This window comes from Gordonia sp. NPDC003504 (assembly GCF_053587995.1).
Map to the genome: position 1 here is coordinate 147834 of NZ_JBSFPC010000001.1, position 26975 is coordinate 174808.

Genomic DNA, 26975 nt, shown 5'->3' on the forward strand with positions numbered 1-26975 from the left:
CTACGCGGGGAGAACAATCGCTCGGTAGGGAACGGTTACGATCAGTGCCATGACCGCACCGTCGGCCCCGCAGCCGCTTTCCGCCCCCTCGCCCGATCGCATCCGGGTGGCCGACGAGGCCCCCGGATTCATGCCGCTCGACGAGGCGCAGACATTGTTCGAGATCGCCGGAGAGTATCTGGCACAGTCTGATTCGACCAAGGTGGGGGTGGAGATCGGCACCTACTGCGGTAAGTCGACGGTGTTCCTGGGGTCGGCCGCCGAAGCCGCCGGCGCGGTCATCGTCACCGTCGACCATCACCGCGGATCCGAGGAGCATCAGCCGGGCTGGGAGTATCACGACGAGTCGCTCGTCGACCCGCATGCGGGCACGCTGGACACCTCCGCACGCTTTCGCCGGACGATGTTCGACGCGGGCCTCGAGCAGACAGTGATCGGGATGCTCGCGCCGTCGACCGTCGCCGCCCGGGCGTGGGGCAAGCCCGTCGACTTCGTCTTCATCGACGGCGGCCACTCGATGGAGGCCGCACAGAACGACCTCGACGGCTGGGCGCCCTGGGTGCGCGTCGGTGGGGCCCTGCTGATCCACGACGTGTTTCCCGATCCCGCCGACGGCGGCCGGCCACCGTATGAGATCTATTGCCAGGCCTTGGCGACCGGGCAGTTCACCGAGGTGCGGGTGGAGGGATCGCTACGCGTGCTGCGTCGGGACTCCGGTGTCGTCGGGGAGCCCCTGCCCCGCGGATAGACGGGCACTCTGACACGACAGTGCGGACCCCGGATGTCTCGGTGAGGCAGGGCTGTCCGCTTCACCGGGGTGGCCTCGATACGGCCCTCGTCCCTCGGGCCTACTCGACCAGCGGTGGGCCGGACTCTCAGGCCTCGGTCAACCTTCCGCCAGCGCCCGCACCTTGCCGAGCACGTCCGGGTAGCGCTGGAGGTGTGCGCCGCCGTTGAGATCGACGGCGGCGCCGGTCATCCACGTCGACGCGTCCGAGGCGAGGAAGGCGATGGTCTGCGCGATGTCGTCGGGGGTGCCGGCCCGCCCGAGCGGCGTGTTGTCCAGGTACTCCTCAGTGAGGCCGGGCACGTAGGCGATTCCGGCGGTGAGCGGTGTGTCCACCAGACCCGGGGAGACGGCATTGACGCGCACCCCGCGTTCGGCCAGTTCCAGCGCGGCCACCTCGATGAGCATCAAGACCCCGGCCTTCGCCGCACAGTAGGCACCCATTCCCGCGCCGGGTTGGCGGCCGTTGAGCGAGGCGACGCAGATGATCGAGCCGCCGTCGACGATGTTCCGGCCGGCGTGTTTGAGCACCAGAAAGGTTCCGGTGAGACAGACGTCGACGGTGGTTCGCCAGTGGTCGAGTTCCAGATCGACGAGTGCGCCGGGCATGGACAGGCCGGCACAGTTCACCACCACGGCGAGATCGTCGGCATCCTCGAAACCCTTTGCGACAGAGTCTTCGTCGGAGACGTCGAGGCGGATGGCGGTACTCTCGCCACCGAGTTCCTCCGCGGCGAGCTGCGCGGCGTCGCCGTTGATGTCGGCGACGATCACCCGATGCCCCACCTCGTGCAGGCGCGTCGCGGTGGCCCGCCCGATTCCTGACGCCCCGCCGATGACCAGCGCCGCGCTCATCCGAGATGCCTTTCCAGGAAGCCGATCTGGTGTGTCACCGCGGTGTCGAACCAGGAGTCGTCCACGTCGGCGAAGATGCCGAAGTGATCGCAGGGATAGTGACGGAGCTCGGCGCGCGCGGCGAATCCTGCCTTGGCCGCCGCGTATGGTGGTGCGCCACGGTCGAAGTCGGCGATCTGCATCAGCACCGGAGCCGCGACGTCGGCGGCGTGCTTGTCGGCGCGGTAGTTGCCGAGTTCCAGCCCGATGGAGGCGTCGACCTCGTTACGCCACGACGGTCCGGCGATCCTCTGGTAGTCCTCGAGATAGCCGTCGGAGGTGAGCGCGGCCCGCTCCCCCGGCCTGCCGACCACCGGCATCATCACCGGATCACGACCGAGCTTGGCGCCCAACGCACTTGCGATCCCGACTCCGGTCGTTCGCAGCATCGACGCCGCACCCACCTGTGGGTAGTGGTGAGCACCGGCCGCGATACCACTGACCATCGGAACCATCGAGATCACGGCTGCGACATCGTCATCGCCGCGGCGGGCGCGTTCGGCGGCGACGATGAGGACGTGCCCGCCGGATTGCGACAGTCCCCACAGAATCACCCGACCGCCGTCGACCCCCGGCTGGGTGGCGACCGCGTCGATCGCGGCGTGATAGTCGGCGACCTGACCGGACATCGACACCCGTTGGCGTGGTTGACCTTCCGACAAGCCGAAGTGGCGGTAGTCGAAGGCGAAGACCGCGAGGCCGGCATCGGCCAACGCCCGGGCGTACGGTTCGAGCCCGGAATCCTTGGTGCCACAGAATCCGTGGGCCATCACGACGACGGGAACACCTGAGTCGGTACGGAACGGCGAAGTCTCCGGCGCCGGGAAGAGCCATGCGGCACATCGTGTTCCGTCCGAGATGAACTCGACGTCGCGGCGGGTGTCGATCGTCGTCATCGTGCCTCCTGTAGGACGTCATCGTGGGCGGCGCTCTCGGCCACATTCGCCCAGCGCTGGGGACCACGGCGTTGTGCACGCTCCCGGCCCTGCGGAATCTCCTTGGTCCTCATGTTGTGTTCGTACAGGTAGTGGTCGAGTTGCTGGGTATGCCGCGGCCGGTCGAGCATGTGGCCGGTATAGAAGTGCGTATCGTCGTCGATCACCCGCCTCATCTCATCCTCCGGCGGCAGCCGGTACTGCCCGACCGCGTACGCCCCGAGCAACCGGGTCTGACACTCCACGAACGGAAATAGCGTCGGTGTGGCCTGCGCGAAGCCGATGAAGACCGCATCGTCGATACCCGGCGCGAACATCCGCTTGTACAGGTCGATGCGGTTGTCCGGAGCGCTCAGAAAGTCCCGATCGAAGAACGGAAAGGTGATGTTGTATCCCGTGGCATAGATGATGATATCGAAGTCGCGCGATGACCCGTCCTCGAAATACACTGTGTCGCCGTCGAATCGATCGATGTTGGGCTTGGCGGTGATGTCGCCGGAACCGAGTCGGAGCGGCAGCTCGACCGACTGCGTGGGATGCGCCTCGAAGAACTTGTGGTTCGGCGTCGGCAAGCCGTAGTCCTCGGGATGCCCGGCGGTCAGTGGCTGCATCACCTGCATGAACTTGCGTTGCCACGAAGAAGGGATGTGCGGACTCATGCGGTAGTACTTGTCCGCAGGCTGCCCGGCAAAGTACTTGGGTACGATCCATGCACCCGAGCGGGTGGACAAGGTCAACTCGTTGTCGAGGGCCTTCGACGACAACTCCACCGCGATGTCGGCGGCGCTGTTACCCAGGCCGACGACCAGAATCCGCTTGCCGGAGAAGTCATGTGGGGTCCGCGGATCGATGTAGTGATGTGCGTGCATGGTGATCCCGGCGAACTCGCCGGGGAAGTCGGGGTAGCGCGGATCCCAGTGGTGGCCGTTCGCCACGACGAGCAGATCGAATGGGCGGGTCGTCCCGCTCTGCGTCTGGAGTTCCCAACCACCTCCGTCGAGCCGCCGCGCGTGGGTGATCCCGTTCTCGAATTCGATGTTGTCCAGCAATCCGAATGCGTCGGCGTAGTCGTCGAGGTACTGCTTGATCTGGGTGTGGTGCGGGAAGTCCGGATAGTCCGCAGGCATCGGGAAATCCCGGAAGGAGAGTTGATGTTTCGACGTGTCGATGTGCAGCGATCGGTAGGCACTGGAGTGACCGTTGGGATTGCCGAATGCCCAGTTCCCGCCGATCCGATCGGACGATTCGAAGCAGGTGTAGTCGACGCCGTAGTCCGACAGCATCTTTCCAGCGGTCAGTCCGCTGATTCCGGCGCCGATGATGGCAGTGCGTGGGGTGGCAACACGCATGGGACCCCCTAGGGTTGTTGACAGATCTCCAGATCTGTCTACCGCACCAGGGTGGGTGAAGTACACAGTTTCACAGAACTGTCTACTAGAGTCTGGTGGCATGACTCCCGCCCCGACGACCTCGGTCACCGATCGGCTTCTCGACGCGACCGAGAAAATGCTCGCCGAACGCGGAATCCGGGGGACCACGGTGCAGCAGGTCGCCGACCTCGCCGGAGTGTCACGGGCGTGGCTGTACCGCCACTTTGCGGACAAGCAGGCGATGGTGGGCGCCGCGATCGTCCGGCTCACCGAATCATTCTGGACCGACGCACGAACCGAACTCGACGAACTGGGCACCTTCGCCGGACAACTCACCGCCGGGGTCCGCATCGGGCGCGGCGCCTACGACGACCCGGGGACACTGCTGCTGCGCCTGCGCACCGACGAGCCGGACGAGTTCGCCGCTTGCGCCGGAGCGGGTGTGACCGCCCTCGTCCCCGACCTCGCCCTGTTCTGGAAGCCGTTTGTGGAGGCCGCCATCGAACGACGGGAGGTGCACGCCGCCCACGATCCCGACGAGGTCTCCGAATGGGTCGCCCGCATCCTGATCAGCATCGGCACCACCCCCGGCGCCACCGTCGACGCCGACGACCCCGTATCGGTGCGGCGCCAGATCGACCGATTCGTCATGCCCGGCCTGCGGGTCGCGCCGGAACTGTGAGCTCCAAGCAGTCGACCCAACCTTGTCAGCGCAGCCGGGTTACACCGGCGCCGGAGCCAATCCCAGCTTTCCGGCCAGCTTGGCCAGGTAGCCGGACGCGCGTTCGACGGTGTCGTCGGGGAGGCCGTAAAGCACTGTCGTGACTCCGATCTCGCGCCACTTCTCCAGCTTCTCGGGGATCGGCTTGAAGTCGAGGACCACGATCTCGGGATCGCCGCTGCGGCCGGCGTCGGACCAGATCTGGTGCAGCAGTGCCACCGAGCCTTCGATGTCGGCCTCGCCGGGGGTGGTGATCCAGCCGTCGGCACTGCGGGCGATCCACGTGAAGTTCTTCTCGTTGCCAGCGGCACCGACGAGCGTGGGCAATGCCCCCTGGGGCGGTTTTGGCCATGCCCAGCTGGGGCCGAAATCGACGAATTCGCCGTGGTATTCGGCCTCCTCGTCGGTCCACAGGGCGCGCATCGCCTCGAGGTACTCGCGCAGCATCGTGCGGCGCCGCTTCGGCGGCACGTGGTGATCGGCCAATTCGTCGAGGTTCCAACCGAATCCGACGCCGAGGGTGACCCGGCCGCCGGAGATGTGGTCGAGGGTGGCGAGCGTCTTGGCCAGGGTGATCGGGTCGGATTGCACCGGCAGCGCGACCGCGGTGGCCAGCCGGATGCGTTCGGTCACCGCGGCAGCGGCCGCCAGCGTCGTCCACGGGTCGAGGGTGCGCATGTAGCGGTCGTCGGGCAGCGTCGCATCGCCGGTCCGGGGATGCGCGGCGTCTCGACGGGTCGGGATGTGCCCGTGCTCGGGCACGAAGTACGACGCGAAGCCGGCCTCCTCGATCAGTGGGGCGAGGACCTGCGGCGCGAGTCCGCGGTCACTGGTGAACTGAACGATCCCGAATTCCATGCGCTCAGAATAGACAGCCTCCTGGACACCTGTCTAGAACCTGTTGCAGTTTTCCGCGATCGAGCCCCGTCAGCTGCCGGGACACACGTCGACGTAGTCGACGCCCTCGGCGAAGGCATCCCATGTCTGCCGGTCGATGCCGCCCTCGGCGGTACACACGCGGTCGGCGACGGCCTCCACGTCGATCGTCCACCACTGCAGGTCGGAGCTGCCACCGGCGTAGATGGTGTTCTGCGGGTCGATCGTCGGCTCACGCACATAGACCGATTCCGAGGTGATCGACTCATCGGGCGCGATCGGCGTCGGCGCGACCGGATCGCTGATGTTCCACAGCTGGATGGTCTGGGTGCCGCCGACGACGAGGGTCTTGCCGTCACTCGCGATCGACAGCGAACTCACCCGTACGCCCGCCGGCACCGACACCCGCGCCATCGAACTCGATCCGACGTCGATGACCGAGATCTTCTGATCGTCGTCACCGGCGTACAGGTATTTGCCGTCCGGACTGAACTCGACCGCGTTCACCGCACCCTGCGGCGACGTGACCACCTGCACCTCCGTCGGATTGTCGGGGTCGCTGACGTGCCAGCGCGTGATGCGGTGGCGGGCGTCGGCGACGGCGAGACTCGAACCGTCCGGACTGAAGTCGACATCCTCGACGAAGCCCTCCGCCGCGGCGACGGGGGGCCCGATCTCGGTGGGTGCCCGCGGATTCGACACATCCCACAGCTGCAGGGAGTTGTCATCGCTGCCGGTCACCAACATGCCCGTCGACGGCGAGAACGCCAGGGGGAAGGCGTGTCTGGTGTCCAGGCGCAGGGTCGCGGTCTGCTGCGGACTTCGCGGGTCGGAGATGTCGTACAACTCGACCTCGCCACCATTGGTGAATGCGGTCGCCAGGACGGTGCCGGTCCGGTTGAAGGCCGCGACGTACCCGCCGCTGGGACGCAGTGGTCGCCGGATCTGGGACAGTTCGGTGGGGGTGCCGGTGCTCAGATCCCAGAGCAACACCTTCTGGTCGGCGCCGCTGGTGGCCAGGATCTTTCCGTCGGCGCTGACCGAGGTCCGCGTGATCGGCAGGGTATGAGCAGGAGTGGGTGAGGACGGGATGTCCCACGACTGCACGGTTCCCGCACCGCCCGCGGTGAGCACGACGTGCGGGCGTAATTCCAGCGCGGTGAAGAACGCCCCGCCGGTGGTGCGCATCGGAACGCCGAGGGCGGTGAGCAGATTGGGCGATCCGGCGTTGCCGTCGGTGCTGACGTCCCAGCGTTTGGCGGTACCGTCGAGGCCCGCCGACACCAGTGATCGTCCGTCGTCGGCGAAGCTCACCGACCAGATCGCGGCATCGTGGGCACGCACCCGACGCAATTCGGCCGGCGCGCGCGGGTTGGCGATGCTCCAGATCGCCACCTCACCGTCGTCGCGCCCGGCGGCCACGAGCCGACCGTCGGGAGACACCGCCACCGAATGCCATCCGCTGTCCACCCCGTCGCGGATCCGTGCGATCAGCTCCGGGGTGCTCGGGTTGCTGATGTCGACGACGCCGATGGTGCCGTCGTCGGACCCGACGACCATGATCGGTGCGACATCACTGATCGCGACCGTCCGGACCGGGCCGTCGAAACCGCGGACCGCGGAGATCGCGCGATACCCGCCGGGAGCGGTGGTGTCCCACAGGGTCACCACCCCGTTGTCGTGGGTGGTGGCGAGCAGCGTGCCGGCCCGGTTGTATCGCAGGATGTAGGACGTCCCCGACCCGAACGGCGAATCCAGCTCCGAGATCCGACGCGGCCGCGCGACGTCGCCGATGTCCCACACGGTGATGTGACCGTCACCGTCGGCGGAGGCGAGCCGATCACCCTGGGGCGCGAAGTCCACCGAGGTGACGAAGGAGCTGTACCCGCCCATCGGCGGTGATGCGGCGCTGATCCGGCTCGGATCGCCGGCCGCCCACAGCCGGACCGTCTTGTCGTAGCTCGCCGTGGCCAGCAACGATTTCGACGGATTGGCCATCATGTCGTAGATCGATCCGGCATGCGCGGCCTGCGCGGGCGAGGGCAGCGGCAACTGCTGGGTCTGCAGCACCCGCATCTGCGCGAGCGGATCGTCGGGCCGGATCCGCCACGCCCCGACCGCGAGGTGCGCGGCCAGACCCGGGTCGGTCTGTGCGAGACGCCCGGCCGTCGACAGCAATGCCGAGAACTTCGCGTCGTTGCTCTCCCGGGCCAGGGCGGCGTTGGAGACGATCGCGATAATCGCCGCGACCACCGAGATCACGGCCAGCAGGGCCACCGCGGCGATACCCCACCGCCGGCGTCGACGCTGGCTGTCGATATTGCGTCGCGATGCCGCGAGGTAGTCGCGGGTGAGCGTCGGGGCGATCGGGTCGTCGAGCACCGGCGACGCCCACGCATAGCGGTTCGGGTTGTAGAGCAACGACGTCTCACGGCCCTGCCGGTCCCATTCGGCCGCGTCGGCGTCGACGCGCTCGAGGACCGGCGCGATCTCCCGGGTGCGTTCGATGAGGTCGTCGAGCCGTGGCCACGCGGTGAGCACCACGTCGTGGATGATCTGCACCTGCTGGTCGGAGACGGTGATCAGTCGTGACTCGGCGAGCGCCTCGATGACTGCGACGGTGGCCGCGCGGTCGGTCTCCCCCGCGGTCAGTTCGGCCAGCGTGCGGGGACGGCGGGCGGTGACACCGTCGGAGATGTGGATCAGCGATCGCAGCAATCGTTCGGCGATCCGCTGTTGTGCGGGGTCGAAGGCCTGCCACGTCTTCTCCGCGGTGTCGGAGATCGCCGAGGCGACCCCACCGGCGGCGTGATAGCCGGCGACGGTCAGCATGCCGCCGCCACGCGCGGACCACATCTCCGCGAGCACGTGCGCGACCAGCGGTAATTGCCCGGCCCGGTCCTCGACGGGCCCGCGCTGACCGCCGAGCCCGCCGAGGCCACGGAGGTCGGACAGGATCGTCGGCGCGAGTCCCTTGTCGACGCGGATCCCGGACAGTCGGGCCGGTCCGGCGATGACCTCTTCGAGTTCCTTGTCGGTCAGCGGCGGCACCACGATGGATCGCCGTTGCCACGCCGTGGCGAGTGGTTCGATCGTCGAGCACCGTTCGTACATGTCGGCACGCGCACCCACGACGACCACGTGCCCCGGTGTCGACGCCAGCTCGGTGAGCGCGTCGATGAGTCGCTGCACCCGCGTGCTGTGCCGGGACTCGCCGACGAGGACCTGTTCGATCTGGTCGACGACGTGGATCGTCAGACGATCCGCGTCCGCGTGCCCGGTATCGGGCTCCTCGCCGTCCGGGGTGCCCGCACCGGCGTCGGAGCGCCCGGTCTCGTCGGCCTCGTCGGTGAGGGCGATCGCCAGGCGAACCCGCACCGACCATCGGTGTTCGGGCCGCGCGGCGATCCGCGCGATGCCGGCGCGCAGCAACGACGATTTCCCCGCCCCGGACACCCCGGTGACGATGACCACCGCAGGCGTCCGGTCGGCGTGGGCGGCGGCCGCGTCGACGAGTCCGACGAGTTCGTCGAGTACCCGTTCACGTCCGAAGAAGACCGCCGAGTCGGCCGCGGTCATGACGTCCAGACCGCGATAGGGCAACACCGGGGTCGGGATGTCGGGCGCCGGTTGGGGCGTCCGGTCGGTGGCGCGGGTGCTGCGCGCGGCCGACCACCACCGCTGCCACTCGGCCAGCCCCGGGGCGTCGGCACCCTTCGACTGCGCCTGCAGGATCAGCCAGGCGAGGACGGGCTCGAGGGTTTCGAAACTGGCCGGCAGGTGGCGTCCGCGACGCCAGTCGGACAGGCGTTGCACCGTCACCTCGGCACGTCCCGGCGACAGCCGCGCCGCACCGCTGACGGTCGACGCGAGGGTCGGGGATCCGGCCGAGGCGAACAACGCGAGCAGATGCGCACCGAACCGTGCGGGCGCATCGGCCGCAGGCGCATCCGCTCGGCGCGTCGTCATGAATCCTCCCCGTCGCGGCAACCCCCGACCGCGCTTCTGGTCACGAATGTACGAACCCGGTTCCGCCGGGACAAGTCGGAGTGGATCATGTACTCCACATCAGACGAGACTTTTTTCCGGTCCGGAAAACTCGTCCGGACAGTCTAGCTGCGACTATGTCCAGTTTTCCGGATCCGGATTGGCACGGGCATCCGCCGGTGACGTTGACTTGAGTCACTCCCCGGTAGCGATCGGGCCATCGGGTGGAGTGTCGGGGGATGCGCTCTCGTCGTCGTGCGGGGTCGGCGGCGAGAGCGCATTCATTAAGAGCAATCAGCGCCGCGCGGGCAGCCGATCACCGACGTCGCGGAAGATGCCGTTGGCCGCCGAGCATCGGCTCACCGCATCGGCGGCGAGGACCACCGCGGCCGACGTCCAACAACTCTTCTCCACCGGCCACCGTTTGCCGTCGGCGTAGACCAGACCCGTCCAGTACGAGCCGTCGGGGTCACGCAGATGCTGGATCGACGCGATCAACTCGATGGCGTCGCCGGTGTCACCGAGCGCGTCGAGGGCGAGCGCGAGTTCGGAGGTTTCCGCTCCGGTGACCCACGGCCGGTGATCGACGCAGCGGCAGCCCTGGCCGTCGACGACGAACTCCTCCCACCGTCGGGCGATCAGCTCCTGGCCGGCCTGCCCGCGGATCGCGCCGCCGAGCACCGGGTAGTACCAGTCCATCGAGTGCTCCGACGGGTCCTCGAAGACGTCGATGCGGTTGCGGAACGCGTCACCGAGTTTGTCGAAGGCGGCCACCCACTCCGCGTCGGGTTGCCCGACCGCGGCGGCGATGCGGATCGCCGCGTCGAGGGACTGATAGATGCTGGCGTTGCCGGTGAGGAGCGCCTCGTCGAACATCGCGTGGGTGCGGTGATCGCCACCCCATCGGAACGCGCCGTCGGGCCGCTGGAACTTGCACACCAGGTTGATCGCCGACCACACCGTCGGCCACATGCGTTCCAGGAAGGCGTCGTCACCGGTGATGACGTGGTGATGCCACACCCCGACCGCGATGTAGGCGCAGAAGTTGGAGTCGATGCCCGGGTCGGTGACCTCTCCGCAGACCGTGGTGATCGGCCACGACCCGTCGGGGCGCTGATGTCGCCGCGACCAGTCGTAGGCGGCCTCGGCCTCGGCGTGGAACCCGGTCACCGTCAGCGCCATCGCCGATTCGATGTGATCCCACGGGTCGGTCTTGCCGCCGGGAAACCACGGCAACGCCCCCGAATCCTCCTGCATGCCGACGATGGCGGCGCCGGTCGCGACGACCTGCTCGGCGGTCAGCACACCTGCGATGGCAGGTATGCGCCTCATTCCGGCTTGCGCAGATACAGGGCGACGGACTTGCCGATGACGGGATTGAGGACCTGCTCACCCACCCGGGTCAGCCACGGCTTGCTCATCATGTCCCACACCAGCAGCTGGTGATAGCCCTTGACCAGCAGGTTGTTGTCGTTCTCGACGCCGACGGCGCACTTGAGCCACCAGTACGGGGCGTGCAGGGCGTGCGCGTGGTCGGTGCCGGTGACCTCGAGGCCGGCGGCGGTCAGCTTGCCGGCGAGTTCGGAGGCCTTGTAGATGCGGACGTGGCCGCCCTCGACCTCGTGGTACTCATCCGAGAGCGCCCAGCACACCTTCTCCGGCCAGTACCGCGGCACTGTGACCGCGGCCAGCCCACCCGGACGCAGCACCCGCACCATCTCGGCGATGGCCGCCTCGTCGGACGGGATGTGCTCGAGGATCTCCGACATCAGCACGACGTCGAATGTGTTGTCGGCGTACGGCAGCCGCAGCGCATCGCCGACCTCGGCACGCGCCTTCGCCTCGGCGGGCACGTGTCCCTCGGCCATCATGGCGTCGAACATCTCGCCGACGTCGGACATATCCGACTCGGACATGTCGAAGGCGATGACGTCGGCTCCGCGCCGGAACATCTCGAACGAATGCCTGCCTTGTCCCGCCCCGATGTCGATCGCCTTGGTCTGCGGACCCACACCCAGCCGGTCGAAGTCAACTGTCAGCACGCACTCGTCTCCTCTGTCGTTCCCTGCCCGGATGTCGTTGTCTGCCCGGACGCCTTCTCTCGTGCCACACGATCGAGGACCGTGCGGTAATGCTCGGCGGTCTGGGCGGCGACGGCCGCCCAGCTGTAGCGTTCCTCCACGCGGGCGCGCCCGGCCGCACCCATCCGGGCACGCAGGTCGGCGTCGTCGAGTAACGTCGCGATGGCCTGCGCCAATGCCCCGGAGTCGCGGGGCCGGACCAGCCGCGCCGCGGTGCCGTCGGTGCCGACGACCTCGGGGATCGCCCCGGCGCGGGTGGCCACCAGCGGGGTGCCACAGCCCATCGCCTCGACGGCCGGCAACGAGAACCCTTCGTACAGCGACGGCACCACGGCCACCTCCGCCGACGCCATCAGATGCGCCATCTCCTCATCGGAGAGTCCCGAGACCAGTTCGACGCGATCACCGATCGCGAGTTCGTCGATGAGTCGTGCCGACGGACCGTTCGGGTCCAGCTTGGAGACCAGGGTGAGCTTCACGTCCCGTTCGGCGGCCAGCTTCGCGACGGCCTCCAACAGATAGGACACGCCCTTGAGTGGGGCGTCGGCGCTGGCCACGCACACGATTCGGCCCGGCTCGCGGGCCGCGCCGGGACGGAACACCTCGGTGTCGACGCCCAGCGGGATGGTGGTGATGCGGCCGGACGGGATGTCGAAGGCCTTGCGGATGTCGACCTCGCTGCTGCGTGAGACGGTCAGCAACTCGGGAATCCGACGCGACACCCGGCCCTGCATCCGCAGGAACGAATGCCACCGCCACGCGGTGATCTTGCGCCAGCCCTTGGCCGCCTTGACCGCGAGGGTGCGGTCGCGGGTGATGGGGTGATGGATCGTCGCGATCAGCGGGAAGCCGGCCTTCTGGATCTGCAACAGCCCGTACCCGAGGCACTGGTTGTCGTGGACGATGTCGAAGTCGTCGCGGCGGTCGGCGAGCAGCCGCGCCACCCGCAGCGAGAAGGTGAGCGGCTCGCCGAAGCTGGCCGTCCACATCGAGGAGACCTCGAGGGCGTCGATCCAGTCGCGGTACTCGCCGGGCCGCGGCGTCCGGAACGGGTCCGGCTCGTCGTACAGACCGAGGCTGGGCACCTTGGTGAGGGTCACACCCGCGTCGATCGCCACCTGATCCAGTTCGGGATAGGGCTGCCCGGAGAAGATCTCCACCTCGTGCCCGAGAAGCGCGAGTTCACGGCTCAGATGCCGGACGTACACTCCCTGGCCCCCGCAATGCGGCTTGCTGCGATACGACAACAATGCGACGCGCACTGATCTGGTCCCCGTTTCTCTCGAGCCGTCAGGCCGGTTCGGACTGCGCCGCTGCTTCCAGCGCAGTGATGTCCACAAGCTTCACACGTCGACGGCCTCCGGTCTTACCGGCGGTGCGTTCTGCCTGGTCGATGCGCTTCCACCCGGCGAGATCGATGCGGTGTGCACCGCGGTCGGCCACCAGGTCGGCGACGCCCTCGCGGGAGATGGTCGGCTCCGGCAGGGTTCCGGCCACGAAGTCGGCGATCACCGACTCGGCCGTTTCCTGACCGCACAGACGGTTGCGCCCGATACCGCCGGTGGCACCGCGCTTGATCCAGCCGGCGACGTACAACCCGCTGATGACGTCGCCGTCGGCGGCGGCCTGCACCCGGCCCGCGGCGTTGGGGACCACCCCGTGCCCCTCGTCGAACGGCAGGTCGGTGACCGGTACGCCACGATATCCGATGGCCCGCAGGACCAACCCGGCGTCGATGTCGAACGTCTCGCCGGTCGGCGTGACCGCGGCACTCGGCCCGGTCGCGTCGGCATAGGTGTTGCGTACACAGGTCAGGGTCTCGACACCGTTGCCACCGGTGATCGCCACCGGCGAGGCGAGGAAGCGGAACACGATGCGCCGGTTGCCGGGGGTGGCCGGACGTTCGGCGAACTCACGGGCCAGCCGGATCTTGGTGGTGATCGTCGAATCCAGGGTGCCGTCGTCGTAGGCGGACTCGGTGGCCGGGTCGAGGACGAGTTCGTCGGGATCGATGACGACGTCGACGCCGTCCACATCGCCGAGGGCCAGGAACTCGCTGTTGGTGTACGCGGCCTGCGCGACACCGCGGCGGGCCAACAGCACGACCTCGGTGATCTTCGAGTCCCGCAACGCGGCCAGCGCGTGGTCGGCGATGTCGGTGCCGGCAAGCTCGTCGGGATCACTGACGAGGATGCGCGCCACGTCCAGGGCGACGTTGCCGTTGCCGACGACGACCGCGCGCTCCGCCGACAGGTCGACGGACAGGTTCACGTAGTCGGGGTGCCCGTTGTACCAGGCCACGAACTCGGTGGCGGGCAACGAGTTCGGCAGGTCCTCCCCCTCGACGCCGAGTCGTTTGTCGGTCGGCGCGCCGACCGCGTAGATGACCGCGTGATAGCGCTCGGCGAGTTCGTCCTGGGTGATGTGTTTGCCGACCTCGACGTTGAGGAAGTAGCTGAAGTTCTTCTTGGCGGCGACGGTGGCGAATCCCGCCTCGACGCCCTTGGTGGCCGCGTGATCGGGTGCGACACCCGCGCGGACCAGACCGTACGGCGTGGGCAGCCGGTCGAACATGTCGACGCTGACCTGCTGTTTGCGGACGAGTCCCTCGGCGGCGTAGAACGCGGCCGGGCCGGCGCCGACGATCGCCACGTGCAGTGGCTTGTCGGGTAGTTGCGGCGACTTCTTGGGCGGTACCAGCCCGCCCTCGACGTCGTGATCGTTGTAGTAGTCGGCGTTGATCTGCAGGTACGGCTCGTCGCGTTCGGAGAGCTGATCGTCCGGGATGATCGCCTCGACCGGACATTCGTCGATGCACGCCCCGCAGTCGATGCAGGTCTCGGGATCGATGAAGAGCATCTCGGCGGTGAAGAACTCCGGCTCGTCCGGCGTCGGGTGAATGCAGTTCACCGGACACACACTCACGCACGATGCATCGTTGCAACACGGTCGAGTGATCACATGCGCCATCTGCGGTTTCCTTGCCTCAAGTCGACTAGAACATGTTCTCGTTTTGACCTAGAACGCGTTCTAGTTTTTCCAGTGACTGTATCTTAAGTCTCACACAACAGGCGAGCCACGAGGAGTGGAGTGAGCACCGTTTCGGAACCGGACATTCTGGCCCCCCTCTCCGACCGCAAGGACGGTGCCCGGTACTTCGAGGTCGACTACCGGGTACGTACCGGCGACGTCGATCAGGACATGCGGGTACGACTCGACGCGGTGGCCCGCTACCTGCAGGACGTCGCCAACGACAACATCGAGGCCACCGACTTCGGCGACACCGACCCGTTCTGGATCGTGCGCCGCACCATCATCGACGTCATCCGCCCGTTCTCCTGGCCGGCCGCGGTCAGCGCGCAGCGCTGGTGCGGCGCCCTGTCGACGCGGTGGACCAACATGCGGGTCCGGCTCACCGCCGACCACGAGACCAACCGCTTCAACCCGGACGCGCGTGAGCCCGGGCTGATCGAGACCGAGGCGTTCTGGATCAACGTCAACGACCAGGGCATGCCGTCCCGGTTGACCGACAACGCCTTCGAGATGCTGTCCGCGATGACCGACGAGCATCGGCTGCGGTGGAAGTCCATGAATCCGGAGAAGGCCCCCAACCCCGAGGTGCTGGAACTGCCCGATCGCGTCCACGTGTTGCGCAGCACCGATTTCGATCCGTTCAAACACCTGAACAATGCGGCCTACCTCGCCGCCGTCGAGGACGAGTTGCTCGATCACGGCGACCTGATCGACGGCCCGCACCGCCTGATCGTGGAGTACCTGCGACCGATCGTGCCCGGCACTCCGATCACCGTGCGCCGGGTGCGCGAACCCGATCAGCTACTGATGTGGTTGATGACGCCGTCCGGCGACGCGGCACCGGACGATCTGCAGGTCGCGGCGTCGGTGTCGGTCACGCGCCGCCCGAACGCGGACTGAGCCGGATGATCTGACCGGTCTCGCTCGCGGCCAGAAGGGTTCCGGGGTGTGCCGGGTCGGTGGCAAGAGCTGTGACGGGTACGCCGACGGTGATCGAACACGCTTGTCCCGTATCGATATTCACCAGGTGAACCTGTCCGGTGGTCGATGCGACGGCCAGCGTCGAGTCGTCGATCGCGACGAGGTCGTCGAGGAATCCCGGTGCCGGTGCGGTGAGATCGGCCGCCGTGACGGTGGCGGCCGGATCGTCGACGGGCACCCGGAGCACGCGGCCGGTGGCGCTGACCGTCATGGTCACGTAGAGATCGTCGCCGAGAAAGGTCACGCCGTTGATCCCGGATCCGTTGACCGTTGTCGACGGTGACAGATTCTGCGGTGCGGTGCGCGACCACGCCTCGTCCACTTGCCCGTCGGGACGCAGCCGCAGCAGGCCGAGCGCGCCGTCGGCGAGGTACACCGCTCCGTCCGCGCCGACGGCCAGCCCGTTGGGCATCCCGAGTCCGCGCGCGAAGACCTGCGGAACCGGTTGCGCCGCACGGGGATCGAATCGCACCACGGTTCCGGTGCGGGGCGCACCGGGGAGCATGCCGGTCGGCGAATCGCCGGTGGCGACATACAGTTGCCCGTCGGGACCCTGCCGGATGGAACCCGGGGCGTTCAGGGACACCGACGCCGTCCGCCGACCCGAGGCGTCGTACCGTTCGACGACGTTGCGGAACGATCGTGACACCCACAGCGAACCGTCGTCGGCCACAACGAGATTCTCGGCCCACCCGTCGAGCCCAGGGCTGTCGAGGAGGGTTGTCGTGGTGGCAGTGGTGCAGTGCGGTGTGTCCGCTCGTGCCGGCGTCGTGGAAACCGTTGTTGCCGTGGCGATCACGGCGCCGACGGCGACGACGATCGCCGTCCGGAATGTTGCGGGCACGACGCCCTCCTTACCACCGGGTTGACGGCCTCACTGACCGCCGTTGAGCAGCAATTCCATCAGTTTTGTCGGCGCGGTGCACGGGTCGTCGAAGGCGCCGGAACCGACGGGCTCGACCCAGAAGGTGTAGATGCCACGACTCGGCGCCTTGGTGGTCACCCCGCACACCGCGGGCCGTTTGGGGTCTCTCGCGGTGAAGGCGGTCTGGCTGGCGATCTTGATGTTCTCGGTGGTGTAGCCGAGTTGTTTGTCGGTGTCCTTCTCCACGTTGAGATTTCCCCACTCGAACCAGTTGAAGGTGACGTACGCGGTGACCGCTCCGGCGACGAACCATCGGCAGTTGGCACCGAAGAAGATGGCCTCGGCCGCGCTTCCGCCGACGGCCTTGGCGACCTGATCGGTGGACAGCACCTGACATTCCAGGGTGAGTTGGTCGAACTGGTCGGTGTCGACGTTGCCCGACTGCTGTCCGGACGAGCGCGCCTCCTCCACCGACAGTGCCTGGCCGTCGACGCTGCGGGTACACGACGCGAGGAGGCCGACGATCAGTGCGGCGAGGATGATCACCAGCGCGGTGCGCCGACGACGGCCATGGGTGCGGGAACAGGTGCGGCCGGTCATTGCGCACGCTCGATCGACATCGTCGACAGTTCGCGTGCCGCGTTGCACACGGCCTCGGAGTCGGGGACCGGCGTCGCCGTGGTGGAGCGTGTGAGACCGGCACTGACCGACCATTCGAAGAAGTCGGCGTCGAATTGAATCCCGATCTCGCAGATCCCGGCATCGGAGGCGATGAAACCCTTGTGCCCGTTGATGTCGATGTCTTCGGTGCTATCCCGGGAGAGTTGTTCGGTGGCGCGTTCCCGGCCGATCGGCGAGCCGCGGTACCAGTTGAACGAGGCGACGGGGCCGGTCGGGCTGGGTCCGGAACTCCATTCGCAGGCCGACGGGTTGTTCACGACCAGGGCCAGATTCCCGAATCCGGTGATGCGATTGACCTCTTCGGTGGTGACGTTGCCGCAGGCACCGAAGAACGGACCGGCCCCGGCCGCACCCGGTGCCACGGGAGTGTTGCGGGTGGTCGGCGAGTCGTCGTCGGAACTCGACGAGCAGCCGGAGAGCAGAACGGTGATGACGGTGACGGCTGCCGTGAGGGCCAGCATGGCCGGCCCGCTGCGGAATCTGTCGAGTTCGCGGCGTTCCCGTTTGGTGGGCCGTCCGGCGCCGCGGTCGCGTCGGGGCTGGCTGGCGATGATCTCCCGCGACGGGGGTGGCGGCGAGTGATCGATGTAGCACTCGGCGGCGAGCTGGGCGGAGACGCGTTTACTGAGGAGTTTGGTGACCTCGACGATGCGGTCGCGGCCGTTGAGGCGGACCTCGACGCGGTCGCCGACGGCCACGTGCTGGGCCGGTTTCGCGGTGACGCCGTTGACCCGGACATGTCCGCCGCGGCAGGCGGCACCGGCCGCCGATCGGGTCTTGGTGAGTCTGATCGCCCAGATCCAGCTGTCGACGCGAATGGACGACATTCGCTACTTCTGCCGCGTCAGCATGTAGTAGCCGCCCCCGATCGCAGCGATCGCGAAGATGATGGCGAGCCATTCGGCGCCGAAAATCCACAGCACCGCGAAGATCGCGATCGCCGGCGACACCGCGACCGCACTCATCACCGGATGCTGCCGCACCACCTGGCTGACGGCTTTGCTCTTGTTCGGGTCGATGGCCATGGGGATCGGCGTCTCCTTGTCGGCATCCATGTGACTACTGATGCCCCATCCACTGTAACCAACGAAGGCGACGACTCGGCCGCGCAAACCGCCCCGCGTCGGAATCGATCGCGGGGCGGTGTGCGGCGGGTTGTGCCGCGCGTTCTGTAGAACCCGGGGAACCGTCAGTTGGCGCCGGTCACCGTCGGGGTCGAGCCGTTGGAGCTCGACGTGTCATCGTCGTCGGAGTCATCGGATTGATCGGTGTCGTCGGTCGACCCGGTCGACGGGGTTGCGGCTGTCGAGCGGCTCGTCGAGGTCGACGTCTTGCTGCTCGAGCTTGACGAGCTCGACGAGCTCGCCGTAGAGCCCGATGTCGCCGTCGCCGACGATGAGGTGGTCGACGGTGAGGTGGTTGTGGTTGTGGCCGAATCGCTTTCCGTGTCATCGTCGTCGGTCTCCGAGATCGCCGCGGACCGCAGCAGGCCGGCACTCGGGGTCGTGGACGTCGACGTCAGGGCGCGCGTCGAGACGAGCGACGACGCGGACGTCGAACCGGTCGTGTACGGCCCCAGCGGCTGCAGACCGAACGGGAACGTGCTCTGCGGAATCGAAATGATCGGGATGATCTGGTCGGTGTCGAGATCCCCGAGGGCGATCGTCGGCAATGTCAGGCCGTTGGGGCGGACGGAACCGTTGATCGTGGTTGTCGGGAAGATCGTGATGGTCGATCCGAGCCAGTTCACCGTGACCGGCGCCGACAATCCGTAGTCACTCGTCAGGGCCAGGAGGGAATCACCGCCGAGCGACAGGCGGATGAAGTCCTGGCTGAGTGACGGGGTCTGCCCGGCGAAGATGTCGGTGATGACCTCGCCCAGCACGTTGGTGGTGTCGAAGAGCACCGACGACGGATCGGTCAACGCGAACTGCACCTGCGGAATGCTCTGCAGCTGATCGAGCTTGAAGTCGAAGGTGCCCAACACATTTGCACACGCACCGACGTTCTCGGCGTAGGCCGCTGTCAGTCCGCCGTAGCAGCCGACGGATTGGATGGCGGGGATCTTGAGCCCGGTGTTCACACTAAGAAGGGTCAACGGAATCTCATCGGTGGTCCAGGCATTCGCGATGCCCACCAAGGCGAACGCATAGGCACTGCGACCACCACTGGCACCTGCGGTAGCCAGACTCAGAGGCAAGTACGAGATAGCAGTGGCCTTGCCACCTCCCGACGCGAACGCAAACTGGAAGCCGTTGCCGATTACCGTCGCCGAACCATCAGCAGCGGGAGGAGTCGGAAGCGATGTCGGGAGCCTGAGATCGGAATTCAGCCACTCCAAGAAACCGTTCAGAGCGGTCAGGACACCTCCCGCACTGTCTACAAGCCCTTTCACCGGGTCGTAAACCGCAACTGGAACCAGCTCGATGCTGGTGGGGCTCACGATGGCAATGCCGAGCCCACCCATGTCGGTGCTGGACTGAGTGCAATCCGCTCCGCCGTTGGGGTCGCCGCCTGAAGCGCACATCTCCAGGCGCCACTGTTCAAGGAGTTCAGCCCCGCCGTCGCTCAGCGCGTCCGCGACTACCTGACCAAGTGGATTAGTGGAGTCGTAGTCATCATCCAGCCAGTCAACAAGGGCGGATAAGTCGCTGTAGTCGGCCGCCCGCGCCTGCCCCTCCCCCATGGTCACGCCGATGCCGAGGGTCAGGACGGTGAGGATGGCGATCATCCCGGCGGTGATCCGGCGGTGCCGCCGAGGTCCGCGTTGGGTCCCGGAAAGATGTTCGGGGCGTTCCGTTTCCGGACGCAACGGGGTGGTGCTCATGCAGTGGTCTCCTGTTTCCTTAAGAGAAGCTGAGACAGTTAACCACGAGTAACCCTGCCCACGCACGCGATCCACAAACTCCGTTGATCCACAGATTCCGGGGTGGTCGTGCTCGTCAGAATTTTTTGTCGGTGGCCGTCACTACAATGATGGTCAGATCGAAGAGAGCTTCGACGGTCATCATGTTCGAGGGGCGACGATGAGCACAGTACCTCTATCCACCAGGATTCGTGCCGACGTGCGGGATGCGTTGCTGAACCAGGGCCCGTCTCCGTGGCCTGGATTGCCGGCCGAGTTCTTGTTCGGGGTGGACGTCGATCGGTTGGATCAGCATTCGATCAACGAGGTGCTGGTGGCGATGACCGAGTTGGACCGGTGCCGTTCCTATATGGCGTGGCTGGATTACTTCTTCATCGCGTATCTGGTGACGTGTCTGACCGATCATCGGTTGGATGAGTCGGCGGAGTACGCGCAGATCGTGGCCGAACACATCGCACGCACCCGCAACCTGGCGAACGCGACCACCCGACGGTTGGTGGATGAGGCGATCGTGATGGCCATCCGGCTGCCCAAGACCGGGCGGGCATTACGCGAGGGGCGGATCAGTCACAGTCAGTTCCGGACCCTGATCGACCGCACCAGCCTGCTCGATCCCGGCCCGGCACTGCATCCGAACACCGCACTGGTCGACGCCGCGATCGCGGACCGGTTGTTCGAGCGGACCGGGCAGTGGCCGGCAACCAGCTTGCGGGACATGGCCGACAAAATCGTGTTCCAGCATGCCCCGGACGCGGTGCGTGAACCGCGGAAGCGGAACCTGGAGGGGCGTGCTGTGTTCGTCCACTACGAGGGGGATGGGACCGGGGAGATCACCGGCACCATGTCCGCGGAGAACATCACGATCGCGGAGAAGACGATCAGTGCGTTGGCCGACTGCGCCTGTCGGAAGGATCCGCGGACGCGGCGGCAACGTCAGGCCGATGCCATGTACTCGTTGTTGTCGGGGACGCAGTTCGCGTGTGAGTGCGGGCGTGAGGACTGTTCCGCGGTGATCCCGGAGCCGGGCTGTATTCCGGATGTGCAGATCGTGTTGCACGTGATTGCCGATGAGACCACCGCTGCGGCGATCGAGGAACGCCAACGACAACAAGAACAGGAACAGCAGGAGCGGGAACAACACGAGCAGAAGCAGTCGGCGGCCGCCGACAGCGAATCCGATAGCAGTGCAACCGAATCGGTGGTCCAGTCACGGCGGACGCGACCGAAACCAGTACCCGAACCGATCGCGGAGGCCGACACGGGTGCGGCCCAGATGTCGCTACTCGACGAGAGCGGTCCCTCTGACGCGGAAGGTGCAGACGCGGAACAGGCACCCGAACCCGAGTCTCGCACCGAGTCCGAGCCCGAGTCGGACGCCGACGTGGGCGTGGCGCGGATGCCGCTGCTCGAGGACCGCGGCTCCGAGGAGAGCAACTGCGACTCCGGCGGAGGAGTCACCGAACCGGGCACTTCCGCGGAACCGGCGCCCAAAGCCAAACCGGAGCCGGACGCCGACGTGGGTGCGGCGCGGATGTCGTCGCGTATGGAGAGTCCCGAGGGGAACGCTCCTGACGGCGAGGGCACTCCCGATGCGGCCGTCGTCGACACCGGCGACGACTCACGCGGTGAGTCGCCCTTGTCCGGCGTTCAGAAGTTCATTCAGCGGTTGCGCCGCGATACCGCGCGCCCCGGCGAGTACGCCATCGAGTGGCTGGTGAACGCGGAACGCCGCGCAGAGGAAGCAGCCAACAGCGCCGACCACGACGACACCGCGCCTACCGACACCGAATCCGGCTCTGCAGACACCGTTTCGGCCGCCGAGATGCCGATCGACGGCAACCTCGGCTACCTCGTCGGGCAGGGTGCGGTCATTCCCGAGCAGATCCTCGATCTGATCAGCCGATACCCGACCACGATCCGACGGCTGGTGCCCAAGGGCGTGAATCCCGAGGACGTCGAACTCCCGTCGGCGTTGCCGTCGGATCCGTATCGGTTGTCGACGGCGTTGGACACATTCATCCGGATGCGCCACGGCGAGTGCGTGATCCCCGCGTGCCGGGGCAGTGCGTTCGACGGGGATTGCGATCACGTGCACGAATACGACCACGAGCACCCCGAACTCGGTGGACAGACCACCCCCGACGGGCTGAACGCCAAGTGCCGTGGCCATCACCTGCAGAAGACGCACTCCCGCTGGCTCGATGATCAGTACCGCGATGAGAACGGACGGCTGGTCACGATCTTCACCACCCCGGAAGGCTTGAACATTCCGGGGCCGGCGGAAACCCTCGAAGACTTCTTCGGCGGGCTACGGCGCTACCGGTTCGCCGACCCACCTGCCGCGCCACCGACACCCCGGGAACCGGGAGTGATTCCCACCAGTAAGCGGGATCGGCTCGCCGCGAAATATGAACGGCGACGCCGCGAACGGGAACGCAACCGCGCCCGCATCACCGACGGCGTGGACCCGTTGAACCCGCCACGGCCGCGACGACGCAAGAAGCGATATTCCGTCGTGCCCGATGACGGCGCACCACCGCCCTTCTGAGGTGGCGTCACCAGCGGTCGCGGTCCAGGTCCTGCCCCTGGGCCACGGCATCTGCGGCACAACCGAATCCGACGATCCACCGGCCGTCGGACAATTCGACCCTGCCCAGCATCATGGGTTCCGGCAGCGCCGCAAGGAACTCGCCGAGCGCCGCGGTCGACACGATCCACCGTTCGCCGTGAATCGTACGCCCCGCGGCCGGATCACGGATCAGACCGGGCTTCGGTGGCGTCGTATCGAGTGCGACGAGGCGATACGTCGCGGACGTCATCAACTCGCCGGCCCATCGGGCACCGCGGTCGGCGAGCTCATGCACCAACGGGCCGCCGGCCATGTGCGCCCCGAACACGGCGAGTTCCACCGTCGTCGCGACACTCTCGACCCACGTCGGCGCCGATTCCTCGGCGCCGCCGAATCGTCGGGCGACGTCCATGACCACGGCATCCTCGTGTCCGCGACCCAGGAACGTCACCCCGAATTGTGCAGTGCTCCCGTCGGATTCGGTGACAGACCCGGCCGGCACCGCGACCCCGCACAGGTCGAAGAGGTTGCAGAAGTTGGTGTAGGTACCCATCCGGGAGTTCACCCCCACCGGATCGGCGGCGACCTCGGCGATCGTCGGATGCATCGGCGCCGTCGGCACCATCAACACCGCCGCCTCGCCCCACTGCCGCATCGCCTCGTCCCGCAGTTCGGTCAACTGCGCTCGGGCACGAAGCATCTCGACCGCCGAGAAACGGTCGGCGGCCGAAATGATCGCAGCCACCGTCGGATCGAGCCCGGACTCATCAGCCGAAGCCACACCGTCGATGAACTCCCCCACCGCGTCATACCGCTGCGCCACCAGCGCGTCGTCGTACAGCAGTTTCGCCGCGGCCAGGAATGAGCTCAGATCGATGGTCTTGACGCGGAATCCGGCCGCCTCCACCCTGGACACCGCCTCGGAGAAGGCATGTCGCCACGCCTCCGACAACTCCGGAAGTTGTTCGGGTACCACGACGACCCCGTCCGTCGGTGCCGCAAACGACACCTCGGCACCGAAGGGCCGCGGACCCGATGCGTGTGCCATCGCCGCCATCGCACGATCGGCGGTGTCGACGTTGTCAGCGAAAATGGTGACCACGTCGAACTCCGCACACGCGGGCACCACACCGCCGGTCGAGACGACACCGACGGTCGGCTTCACCCCGACGATTCCCTGCAGCCCCGCTGGTACGCGTCCCGAGCCCGCGGTGTCGGTGCCGATCGCGATGTCGGCGAAGCCCAGGGCGACCGCCACCGCGGATCCCGAACTCGAACCTCCGGAGATCCGGTCGGACCGTCGCGAATCACGCACCGCCCCATAGGGACTGCGCGTTCCGACCAGGCCGGTGGCGAACTGGTCGAGATTGGTCTTGCCGATCACCACCGCACCGGCTGACCGCAGTGCGGCCACCGCAGGCGCGTCGACCTCCGGCGTGTAGGCGTACCCCGGACACGCAGCGGTGGTCGGCACTCCGGCGACGTCGACGTTGTCCTTGACGGCCAGCACCATGCCGGCGAGCGACCCACCCGCGGCCAGCGCCGCCTCGTGCTCGGCGGCAACGTCGGCCTGGGCACGCAGCGTAGTGAACACCTCGGGACGGTCGGTGGCCGCGATCCGCGCGTAGATCTCGTCGATGCGGCTCATGCGGCGAACTCTCCCTTCTGCGACCAACGTTGACGTTCCTCGGCGCGTGCCTCCTCCATGACACCACGTGTCGCGGCGATCGACTCGGCGTTCTCATCGAGGAACTGCTGGTGGGCGCCCAGCGAGAAGATGCCGTCGGTGATGCGGGTGCTGTCGCCGCGGCCCGCCGCCACGTCGGCACGCATGTCCAGCAACTCCTCGGCGCTCACCGGATACCAGCGGATGCGGTCGAAGAACCGCAGCAACCACGGGTGCTCGGCGTCGAAACCCGGCGCGGTCTGCGGATGCCGGTGGTTCCACACCTGTGTGGTGCGCCCGACGAACTGGTAGCCACCCGGCCCCTCCATCCCGTAGATGCACATGTACGCCCCGCCGATGCCGACGGCGTTCTCCGGAGTCCAGGTGCGGGCCGGGTTGTATTTGGTGGTGACCAGTCGGTGGCGTGGATCGAGCGGAACCGCCACCGGCGCACCGAGATACACATCGCCCAAACCCAGAACGAGGTACTCGGCGTCGAAGACGATGCGATGCACGTCGTCGACGGAGTCCAGGCCGTTCATGCGCCGGATGAACTCGATGTTCCACGGGCACCACGGCGCGTCCGATCGCACCCCGAGCATGTAACGTTCGATGGCCTCGCGGGTGGCCGGATCGTCCCAGGACAGCGGCAATTCGACGACCCGACTGGGCACCACGAGGTCGCCGGCCGACGGCAGTTGCGACTCACATTCGGTCAGCCAGTCCAACATGGCGGCCTGCGACCACACCCCGGGATCGGCCTTGACCTGCAACGACCGGATACCCGGTGTCAGGTCGACGAGCCCGGTCGGCGACTCCGCCGCGATCCGTTCGGCCAGGGCGTGAACCCGCGCCCGGAGCGCCAGATCCAGGCGCATGTCCCCGTACTCGACGAGGATGTTGTCGTCGCCGCTGCGCCGGTAGGTGACCTCGGTGGCGCCGTCGGCGGTGGTGGTGCGGCCCAGGATGCCGTTGTCGGCGTCTCCGCCGGCAGAGATGACATGCGCGAAGTGTGCCCGGCGGCCCAGTCCCAATTCGGCCGGTGATGCCGCGTGCTCGGCCCGCACGGCCACAAAGCGGACCGTGTCACCCGGTTTCAGCTGCCCCAGCTTCCACCGTTCGGCCGCCACCACGGTGACCGGGCACACGAAGCCGCCCAGACTCGGCCCGTCGGGACCCAGCAGGATCGGGGTGTCACCGGTGAAGTCCAGTGCCCCCACCGAATACGCATTGTCGTGGATGTTGGACGGGTGCAGTCCCGCCTCGCCGCCGTCGGTGCGTGCCCACCGCGGTTTGGGTCCGATGAGGCGAACGCCGGTGCGGTCGGAGTTGAAGTGCACCTCGTAGGGCGTCGACATCAGATCATCGATGTCGGCGGGGGTGAAGAACTCCGGTGCCGAGTGCGGACCGACGGTGACCGCCAGCTCCCACGAATTGGTCAGTGCCGGTTGCTCTTCGGTGAGGATTCTGGTGACCAGCCCGGTCGGGGCCGATCCCACAGCGAGCATGTCGCCGTCGGTGAGGGTCCGGCCGTCGTGACCACCGAAGCGACCCATGGTGAAGGTGGACCGGCTACCGAGATACTCCTCGGCGTCGAGTCCTCCACCAACCGCGATGTACGCGCGCAGGCCGAACTCACCGACCATCCCGACGTCGAGCACCTGCCCGGCGGCCAGATGCAGCGGAACCCATTGCGGCATCGGCTTTCCGTCGACGGTCACCGGCACCGGGGCGCCGGTGACGGCCACGACGGTGGCATCGTCGAACCGGATCCGCGGGCCGGCCATGGTGGCCTCGAGACCGGCCGCCGAATCCGGGTTGCCGACCGCGAGATTCGCGAGGCGGAACGACAGGTCGTCCATCGGTCCCGACGGCGGCACCCCGACCTTCCAGTAGCCCACCCGGCCCGGCCAGTCCTGAATCGTCGTGAGCGGACCGGCGCGCAGGATCTCCATCGTCGCGTGGGGCGAGGCGGTACTCATCGGGTCACCACCACACGCACCGCGGTCGGGTCGAATCCGTTGCACGGGTTGTTGATCTGCGGGCAGTTGGACACCAGCACCAGGGTGTCCACCTCGGCGCGCAGCGCGAGGCGACGGCCCGGTGCCGACAGTCCGTCGACGATGCCGAGCGAACCGTCGGGGTCGACGGGCACGTTCATGAAGAAGTTGACGTTGCCGACCAGATCACGCTTGCCGAGTCCGTGGCGGGCACCGCCGATGAGGAAGTTCTCCACGCAGGCGTGCTGATGTTTGGTGTGGTGGCCGTAACGCAGGGTGTTCGATTCCTGCGAGCAGGCACCGCCGAGGGTGTCGTGGTTGCCGACCTCGTCGCCGACGATGGTCATCATCGGGGCCGATTCCTGGTCGCGGATCACCGATCCGGTGGTCAGGAAGATGTTGCCCTGCGCGGCGATCGTGGCCTGCGCCGAGTACCGCACGGCGTGGTCGTGCGCGCCGTAGAACAGCGTGTCGACGGCCTGATTGCCGTGCAGGTCGACGATGGTCAGGACATCGCCCGCGGCAACGATTCCCGACCAGGGCGCGCGGTCGGCGATGATCTCGTCGGCGATCACCTGCCCGGGCACGAGTGCCACATCGGCGGCGGGGGCGGTGGTCGGGTCGATCAGGGTGGGGTCCAGGAAGGTGGTCATGATGGGAGTC

Annotated in this window: 21 protein-coding genes; 4 read left to right on the plus strand and 17 right to left on the minus strand. The window is 67.3% G+C overall.

What is annotated here, in order from left to right:
- Positions 1-49: 49 nt before the first annotated feature.
- The gene (locus tag ACWDPV_RS00690; RefSeq protein ID WP_449741357.1) at positions 50-748 is read left to right on the plus strand and encodes a class I SAM-dependent methyltransferase; all 699 of its coding nucleotides are present in this window, start codon (positions 50-52) and stop codon (positions 746-748) included.
- Positions 749-886: 138 nt separating this feature from the next.
- Here the strand turns inward: ACWDPV_RS00690 and ACWDPV_RS00695 are convergent, their stop codons facing one another.
- Genes ACWDPV_RS00695 through ACWDPV_RS00705 form a run of 3 tightly spaced genes read right to left on the minus strand, consistent with a single transcriptional unit; the run spans position 887 to position 3965 of the window.
- Positions 887-1642, minus strand: coding sequence for an SDR family NAD(P)-dependent oxidoreductase (locus ACWDPV_RS00695; protein ID WP_449741358.1), 756 nt, complete (start codon positions 1640-1642; stop codon positions 887-889).
- The gene (locus ACWDPV_RS00700; protein ID WP_348806779.1) at positions 1639-2577 is read right to left on the minus strand and encodes an alpha/beta hydrolase; all 939 of its coding nucleotides are present in this window, start codon (positions 2575-2577) and stop codon (positions 1639-1641) included. Before ACWDPV_RS00700 ends, ACWDPV_RS00695 begins: the two co-directional genes overlap by 4 nt.
- The gene (locus ACWDPV_RS00705; protein ID WP_449741359.1) at positions 2574-3965 is read right to left on the minus strand and encodes a flavin-containing monooxygenase; all 1392 of its coding nucleotides are present in this window, start codon (positions 3963-3965) and stop codon (positions 2574-2576) included. Before ACWDPV_RS00705 ends, ACWDPV_RS00700 begins: the two co-directional genes overlap by 4 nt.
- A gap of 100 nt (positions 3966-4065) precedes the next feature.
- On the opposite strand from ACWDPV_RS00705, the gene ACWDPV_RS00710 reads away from it, so the two are divergent.
- The gene (locus ACWDPV_RS00710) at positions 4066-4668 is read left to right on the plus strand and encodes a TetR/AcrR family transcriptional regulator (RefSeq protein WP_449741360.1); all 603 of its coding nucleotides are present in this window, start codon (positions 4066-4068) and stop codon (positions 4666-4668) included.
- Between the two features lie 39 nt (positions 4669-4707).
- On the opposite strand, the gene ACWDPV_RS00715 is transcribed toward ACWDPV_RS00710, so the two are convergent.
- The 6 genes from ACWDPV_RS00715 to ACWDPV_RS00740 all read right to left on the minus strand — a co-directional run bounded on the left by ACWDPV_RS00715 (position 4708) and on the right by ACWDPV_RS00740 (position 14621).
- Positions 4708-5565 (minus strand): LLM class F420-dependent oxidoreductase, encoded by an 858-nt coding sequence (locus ACWDPV_RS00715; protein ID WP_449741361.1) that lies wholly within the window; start codon positions 5563-5565, stop codon positions 4708-4710.
- Positions 5566-5634: 69 nt separating this feature from the next.
- Complete coding sequence (locus ACWDPV_RS00720) at positions 5635-9552, minus strand: nSTAND1 domain-containing NTPase (protein ID WP_449741362.1); 3918 nt, start codon at positions 9550-9552, stop codon at positions 5635-5637.
- 312 nt (positions 9553-9864) lie between these two features.
- A complete protein-coding gene (locus ACWDPV_RS00725; protein WP_348806774.1) occupies positions 9865-10902 on the minus strand; it encodes a prenyltransferase/squalene oxidase repeat-containing protein in 1038 nt (345 codons plus the stop codon).
- Positions 10899-11612, minus strand: a complete 714-nt coding sequence (locus tag ACWDPV_RS00730; RefSeq protein ID WP_348806773.1) for a class I SAM-dependent methyltransferase — start codon at positions 11610-11612, stop codon at positions 10899-10901. The genes ACWDPV_RS00725 and ACWDPV_RS00730 overlap by 4 nt, the downstream gene beginning before the upstream one ends.
- A complete protein-coding gene (locus ACWDPV_RS00735; protein WP_348806772.1) occupies positions 11606-12913 on the minus strand; it encodes a glycosyltransferase family 4 protein in 1308 nt (435 codons plus the stop codon). The genes ACWDPV_RS00730 and ACWDPV_RS00735 overlap by 7 nt, the downstream gene beginning before the upstream one ends.
- 28 nt (positions 12914-12941) lie before the next feature.
- Entirely contained in the window at positions 12942-14621 is a 1680-nt protein-coding gene (locus ACWDPV_RS00740; RefSeq protein WP_449741363.1) for an FAD-dependent oxidoreductase, read from the minus strand.
- Positions 14622-14741: 120 nt separating this feature from the next.
- Here ACWDPV_RS00740 and ACWDPV_RS00745 point away from each other — a divergent pair, with 120 nt between their 5' ends.
- A complete protein-coding gene (locus ACWDPV_RS00745) occupies positions 14742-15584 on the plus strand; it encodes an acyl-[acyl-carrier-protein] thioesterase (RefSeq protein WP_348807867.1) in 843 nt (280 codons plus the stop codon).
- Here the strand turns inward: ACWDPV_RS00745 and ACWDPV_RS00750 are convergent.
- The 5 genes from ACWDPV_RS00750 to ACWDPV_RS00770 form a co-directional block, all read right to left on the minus strand.
- On the minus strand, positions 15559-16509 hold the full coding sequence (locus tag ACWDPV_RS00750) for an SMP-30/gluconolactonase/LRE family protein (protein ID WP_449741364.1): 951 nt from the start codon (positions 16507-16509) through the stop codon (positions 15559-15561). The genes ACWDPV_RS00745 and ACWDPV_RS00750 overlap by 26 nt on opposite strands.
- 30 nt (positions 16510-16539) lie before the next feature.
- Complete coding sequence (locus tag ACWDPV_RS00755; protein ID WP_348806768.1) at positions 16540-17130, minus strand: DUF3558 domain-containing protein; 591 nt, start codon at positions 17128-17130, stop codon at positions 16540-16542.
- A complete protein-coding gene (locus ACWDPV_RS00760; RefSeq protein WP_449741365.1) occupies positions 17127-18038 on the minus strand; it encodes a DUF3558 family protein in 912 nt (303 codons plus the stop codon). The genes ACWDPV_RS00755 and ACWDPV_RS00760 overlap by 4 nt, the downstream gene beginning before the upstream one ends.
- A 3-nt stretch (positions 18039-18041) precedes the next feature.
- On the minus strand, positions 18042-18236 hold the full coding sequence (locus ACWDPV_RS00765) for a hypothetical protein (RefSeq protein ID WP_348806828.1): 195 nt from the start codon (positions 18234-18236) through the stop codon (positions 18042-18044).
- Positions 18237-18400: 164 nt separating this feature from the next.
- Entirely contained in the window at positions 18401-20038 is a 1638-nt protein-coding gene (locus tag ACWDPV_RS00770) for a hypothetical protein (protein WP_449741366.1), read from the minus strand.
- 199 nt (positions 20039-20237) lie between these two features.
- Between ACWDPV_RS00770 and ACWDPV_RS00775 the strand changes: the two genes are divergently transcribed.
- Entirely contained in the window at positions 20238-22625 is a 2388-nt protein-coding gene (locus ACWDPV_RS00775) for a DUF222 domain-containing protein (RefSeq protein WP_449741367.1), read from the plus strand.
- A gap of 7 nt (positions 22626-22632) precedes the next feature.
- Here ACWDPV_RS00775 and atzF read toward each other — a convergent pair whose 3' ends face one another.
- From atzF to ACWDPV_RS00790, 3 genes are read right to left on the minus strand one after another with little or no spacing between them, the layout of a single operon-like run.
- The gene (gene atzF, locus ACWDPV_RS00780; RefSeq protein WP_449741368.1) at positions 22633-24294 is read right to left on the minus strand and encodes an allophanate hydrolase; all 1662 of its coding nucleotides are present in this window, start codon (positions 24292-24294) and stop codon (positions 22633-22635) included.
- Positions 24291-26294: a 5-oxoprolinase/urea amidolyase family protein gene (locus ACWDPV_RS00785; RefSeq protein WP_449741369.1), complete on the minus strand. Its 2004-nt coding sequence runs from the start codon at positions 26292-26294 to the stop codon at positions 24291-24293. Before ACWDPV_RS00785 ends, atzF begins: the two co-directional genes overlap by 4 nt.
- Positions 26291-26965 carry an urea amidolyase associated protein UAAP2 gene (locus ACWDPV_RS00790; RefSeq protein WP_348806762.1) on the minus strand — a complete coding sequence of 225 codons (675 nt, stop codon included), beginning with the start codon at positions 26963-26965 and terminating at the stop codon, positions 26291-26293. Before ACWDPV_RS00790 ends, ACWDPV_RS00785 begins: the two co-directional genes overlap by 4 nt.
- Positions 26966-26975 lie beyond the last annotated feature (10 nt).

Excerpts from the sequence above, each read along its gene's own strand:
- ACWDPV_RS00690 (WP_449741357.1), top strand. The coding sequence starts at position 50 with ATGACCGCACCGTCGGCCCCGCAGCCGCTTTCCGCCCCCTCGCCCGAT.
- ACWDPV_RS00695 (WP_449741358.1), bottom strand. The coding sequence starts at position 1,642 with ATGAGCGCGGCGCTGGTCATCGGCGGGGCGTCAGGAATCGGGCGGGCC.
- ACWDPV_RS00700 (WP_348806779.1), bottom strand. The coding sequence starts at position 2,577 with ATGACGACGATCGACACCCGCCGCGACGTCGAGTTCATCTCGGACGGA.
- ACWDPV_RS00705 (WP_449741359.1), bottom strand. The coding sequence starts at position 3,965 with ATGCGTGTTGCCACCCCACGCACTGCCATCATCGGCGCCGGAATCAGC.
- ACWDPV_RS00710 (WP_449741360.1), top strand. The coding sequence starts at position 4,066 with ATGACTCCCGCCCCGACGACCTCGGTCACCGATCGGCTTCTCGACGCG.
- ACWDPV_RS00715 (WP_449741361.1), bottom strand. The coding sequence starts at position 5,565 with ATGGAATTCGGGATCGTTCAGTTCACCAGTGACCGCGGACTCGCGCCG.
- ACWDPV_RS00720 (WP_449741362.1), bottom strand. The coding sequence starts at position 9,552 with ATGACGACGCGCCGAGCGGATGCGCCTGCGGCCGATGCGCCCGCACGG.
- ACWDPV_RS00725 (WP_348806774.1), bottom strand. The coding sequence starts at position 10,902 with ATGAGGCGCATACCTGCCATCGCAGGTGTGCTGACCGCCGAGCAGGTC.
- ACWDPV_RS00740 (WP_449741363.1), bottom strand. The coding sequence starts at position 14,621 with ATGGCGCATGTGATCACTCGACCGTGTTGCAACGATGCATCGTGCGTG.
- ACWDPV_RS00755 (WP_348806768.1), bottom strand. The coding sequence starts at position 17,130 with ATGACCGGCCGCACCTGTTCCCGCACCCATGGCCGTCGTCGGCGCACC.
- ACWDPV_RS00760 (WP_449741365.1), bottom strand. The coding sequence starts at position 18,038 with ATGTCGTCCATTCGCGTCGACAGCTGGATCTGGGCGATCAGACTCACC.
- ACWDPV_RS00765 (WP_348806828.1), bottom strand. The coding sequence starts at position 18,236 with ATGGCCATCGACCCGAACAAGAGCAAAGCCGTCAGCCAGGTGGTGCGG.
- ACWDPV_RS00770 (WP_449741366.1), bottom strand. The coding sequence starts at position 20,038 with ATGAGCACCACCCCGTTGCGTCCGGAAACGGAACGCCCCGAACATCTT.
- ACWDPV_RS00775 (WP_449741367.1), top strand. The coding sequence starts at position 20,238 with ATGAGCACAGTACCTCTATCCACCAGGATTCGTGCCGACGTGCGGGAT.
- atzF (WP_449741368.1), bottom strand. The coding sequence starts at position 24,294 with ATGAGCCGCATCGACGAGATCTACGCGCGGATCGCGGCCACCGACCGT.
- ACWDPV_RS00785 (WP_449741369.1), bottom strand. The coding sequence starts at position 26,294 with ATGAGTACCGCCTCGCCCCACGCGACGATGGAGATCCTGCGCGCCGGT.
- ACWDPV_RS00790 (WP_348806762.1), bottom strand. The coding sequence starts at position 26,965 with ATGACCACCTTCCTGGACCCCACCCTGATCGACCCGACCACCGCCCCC.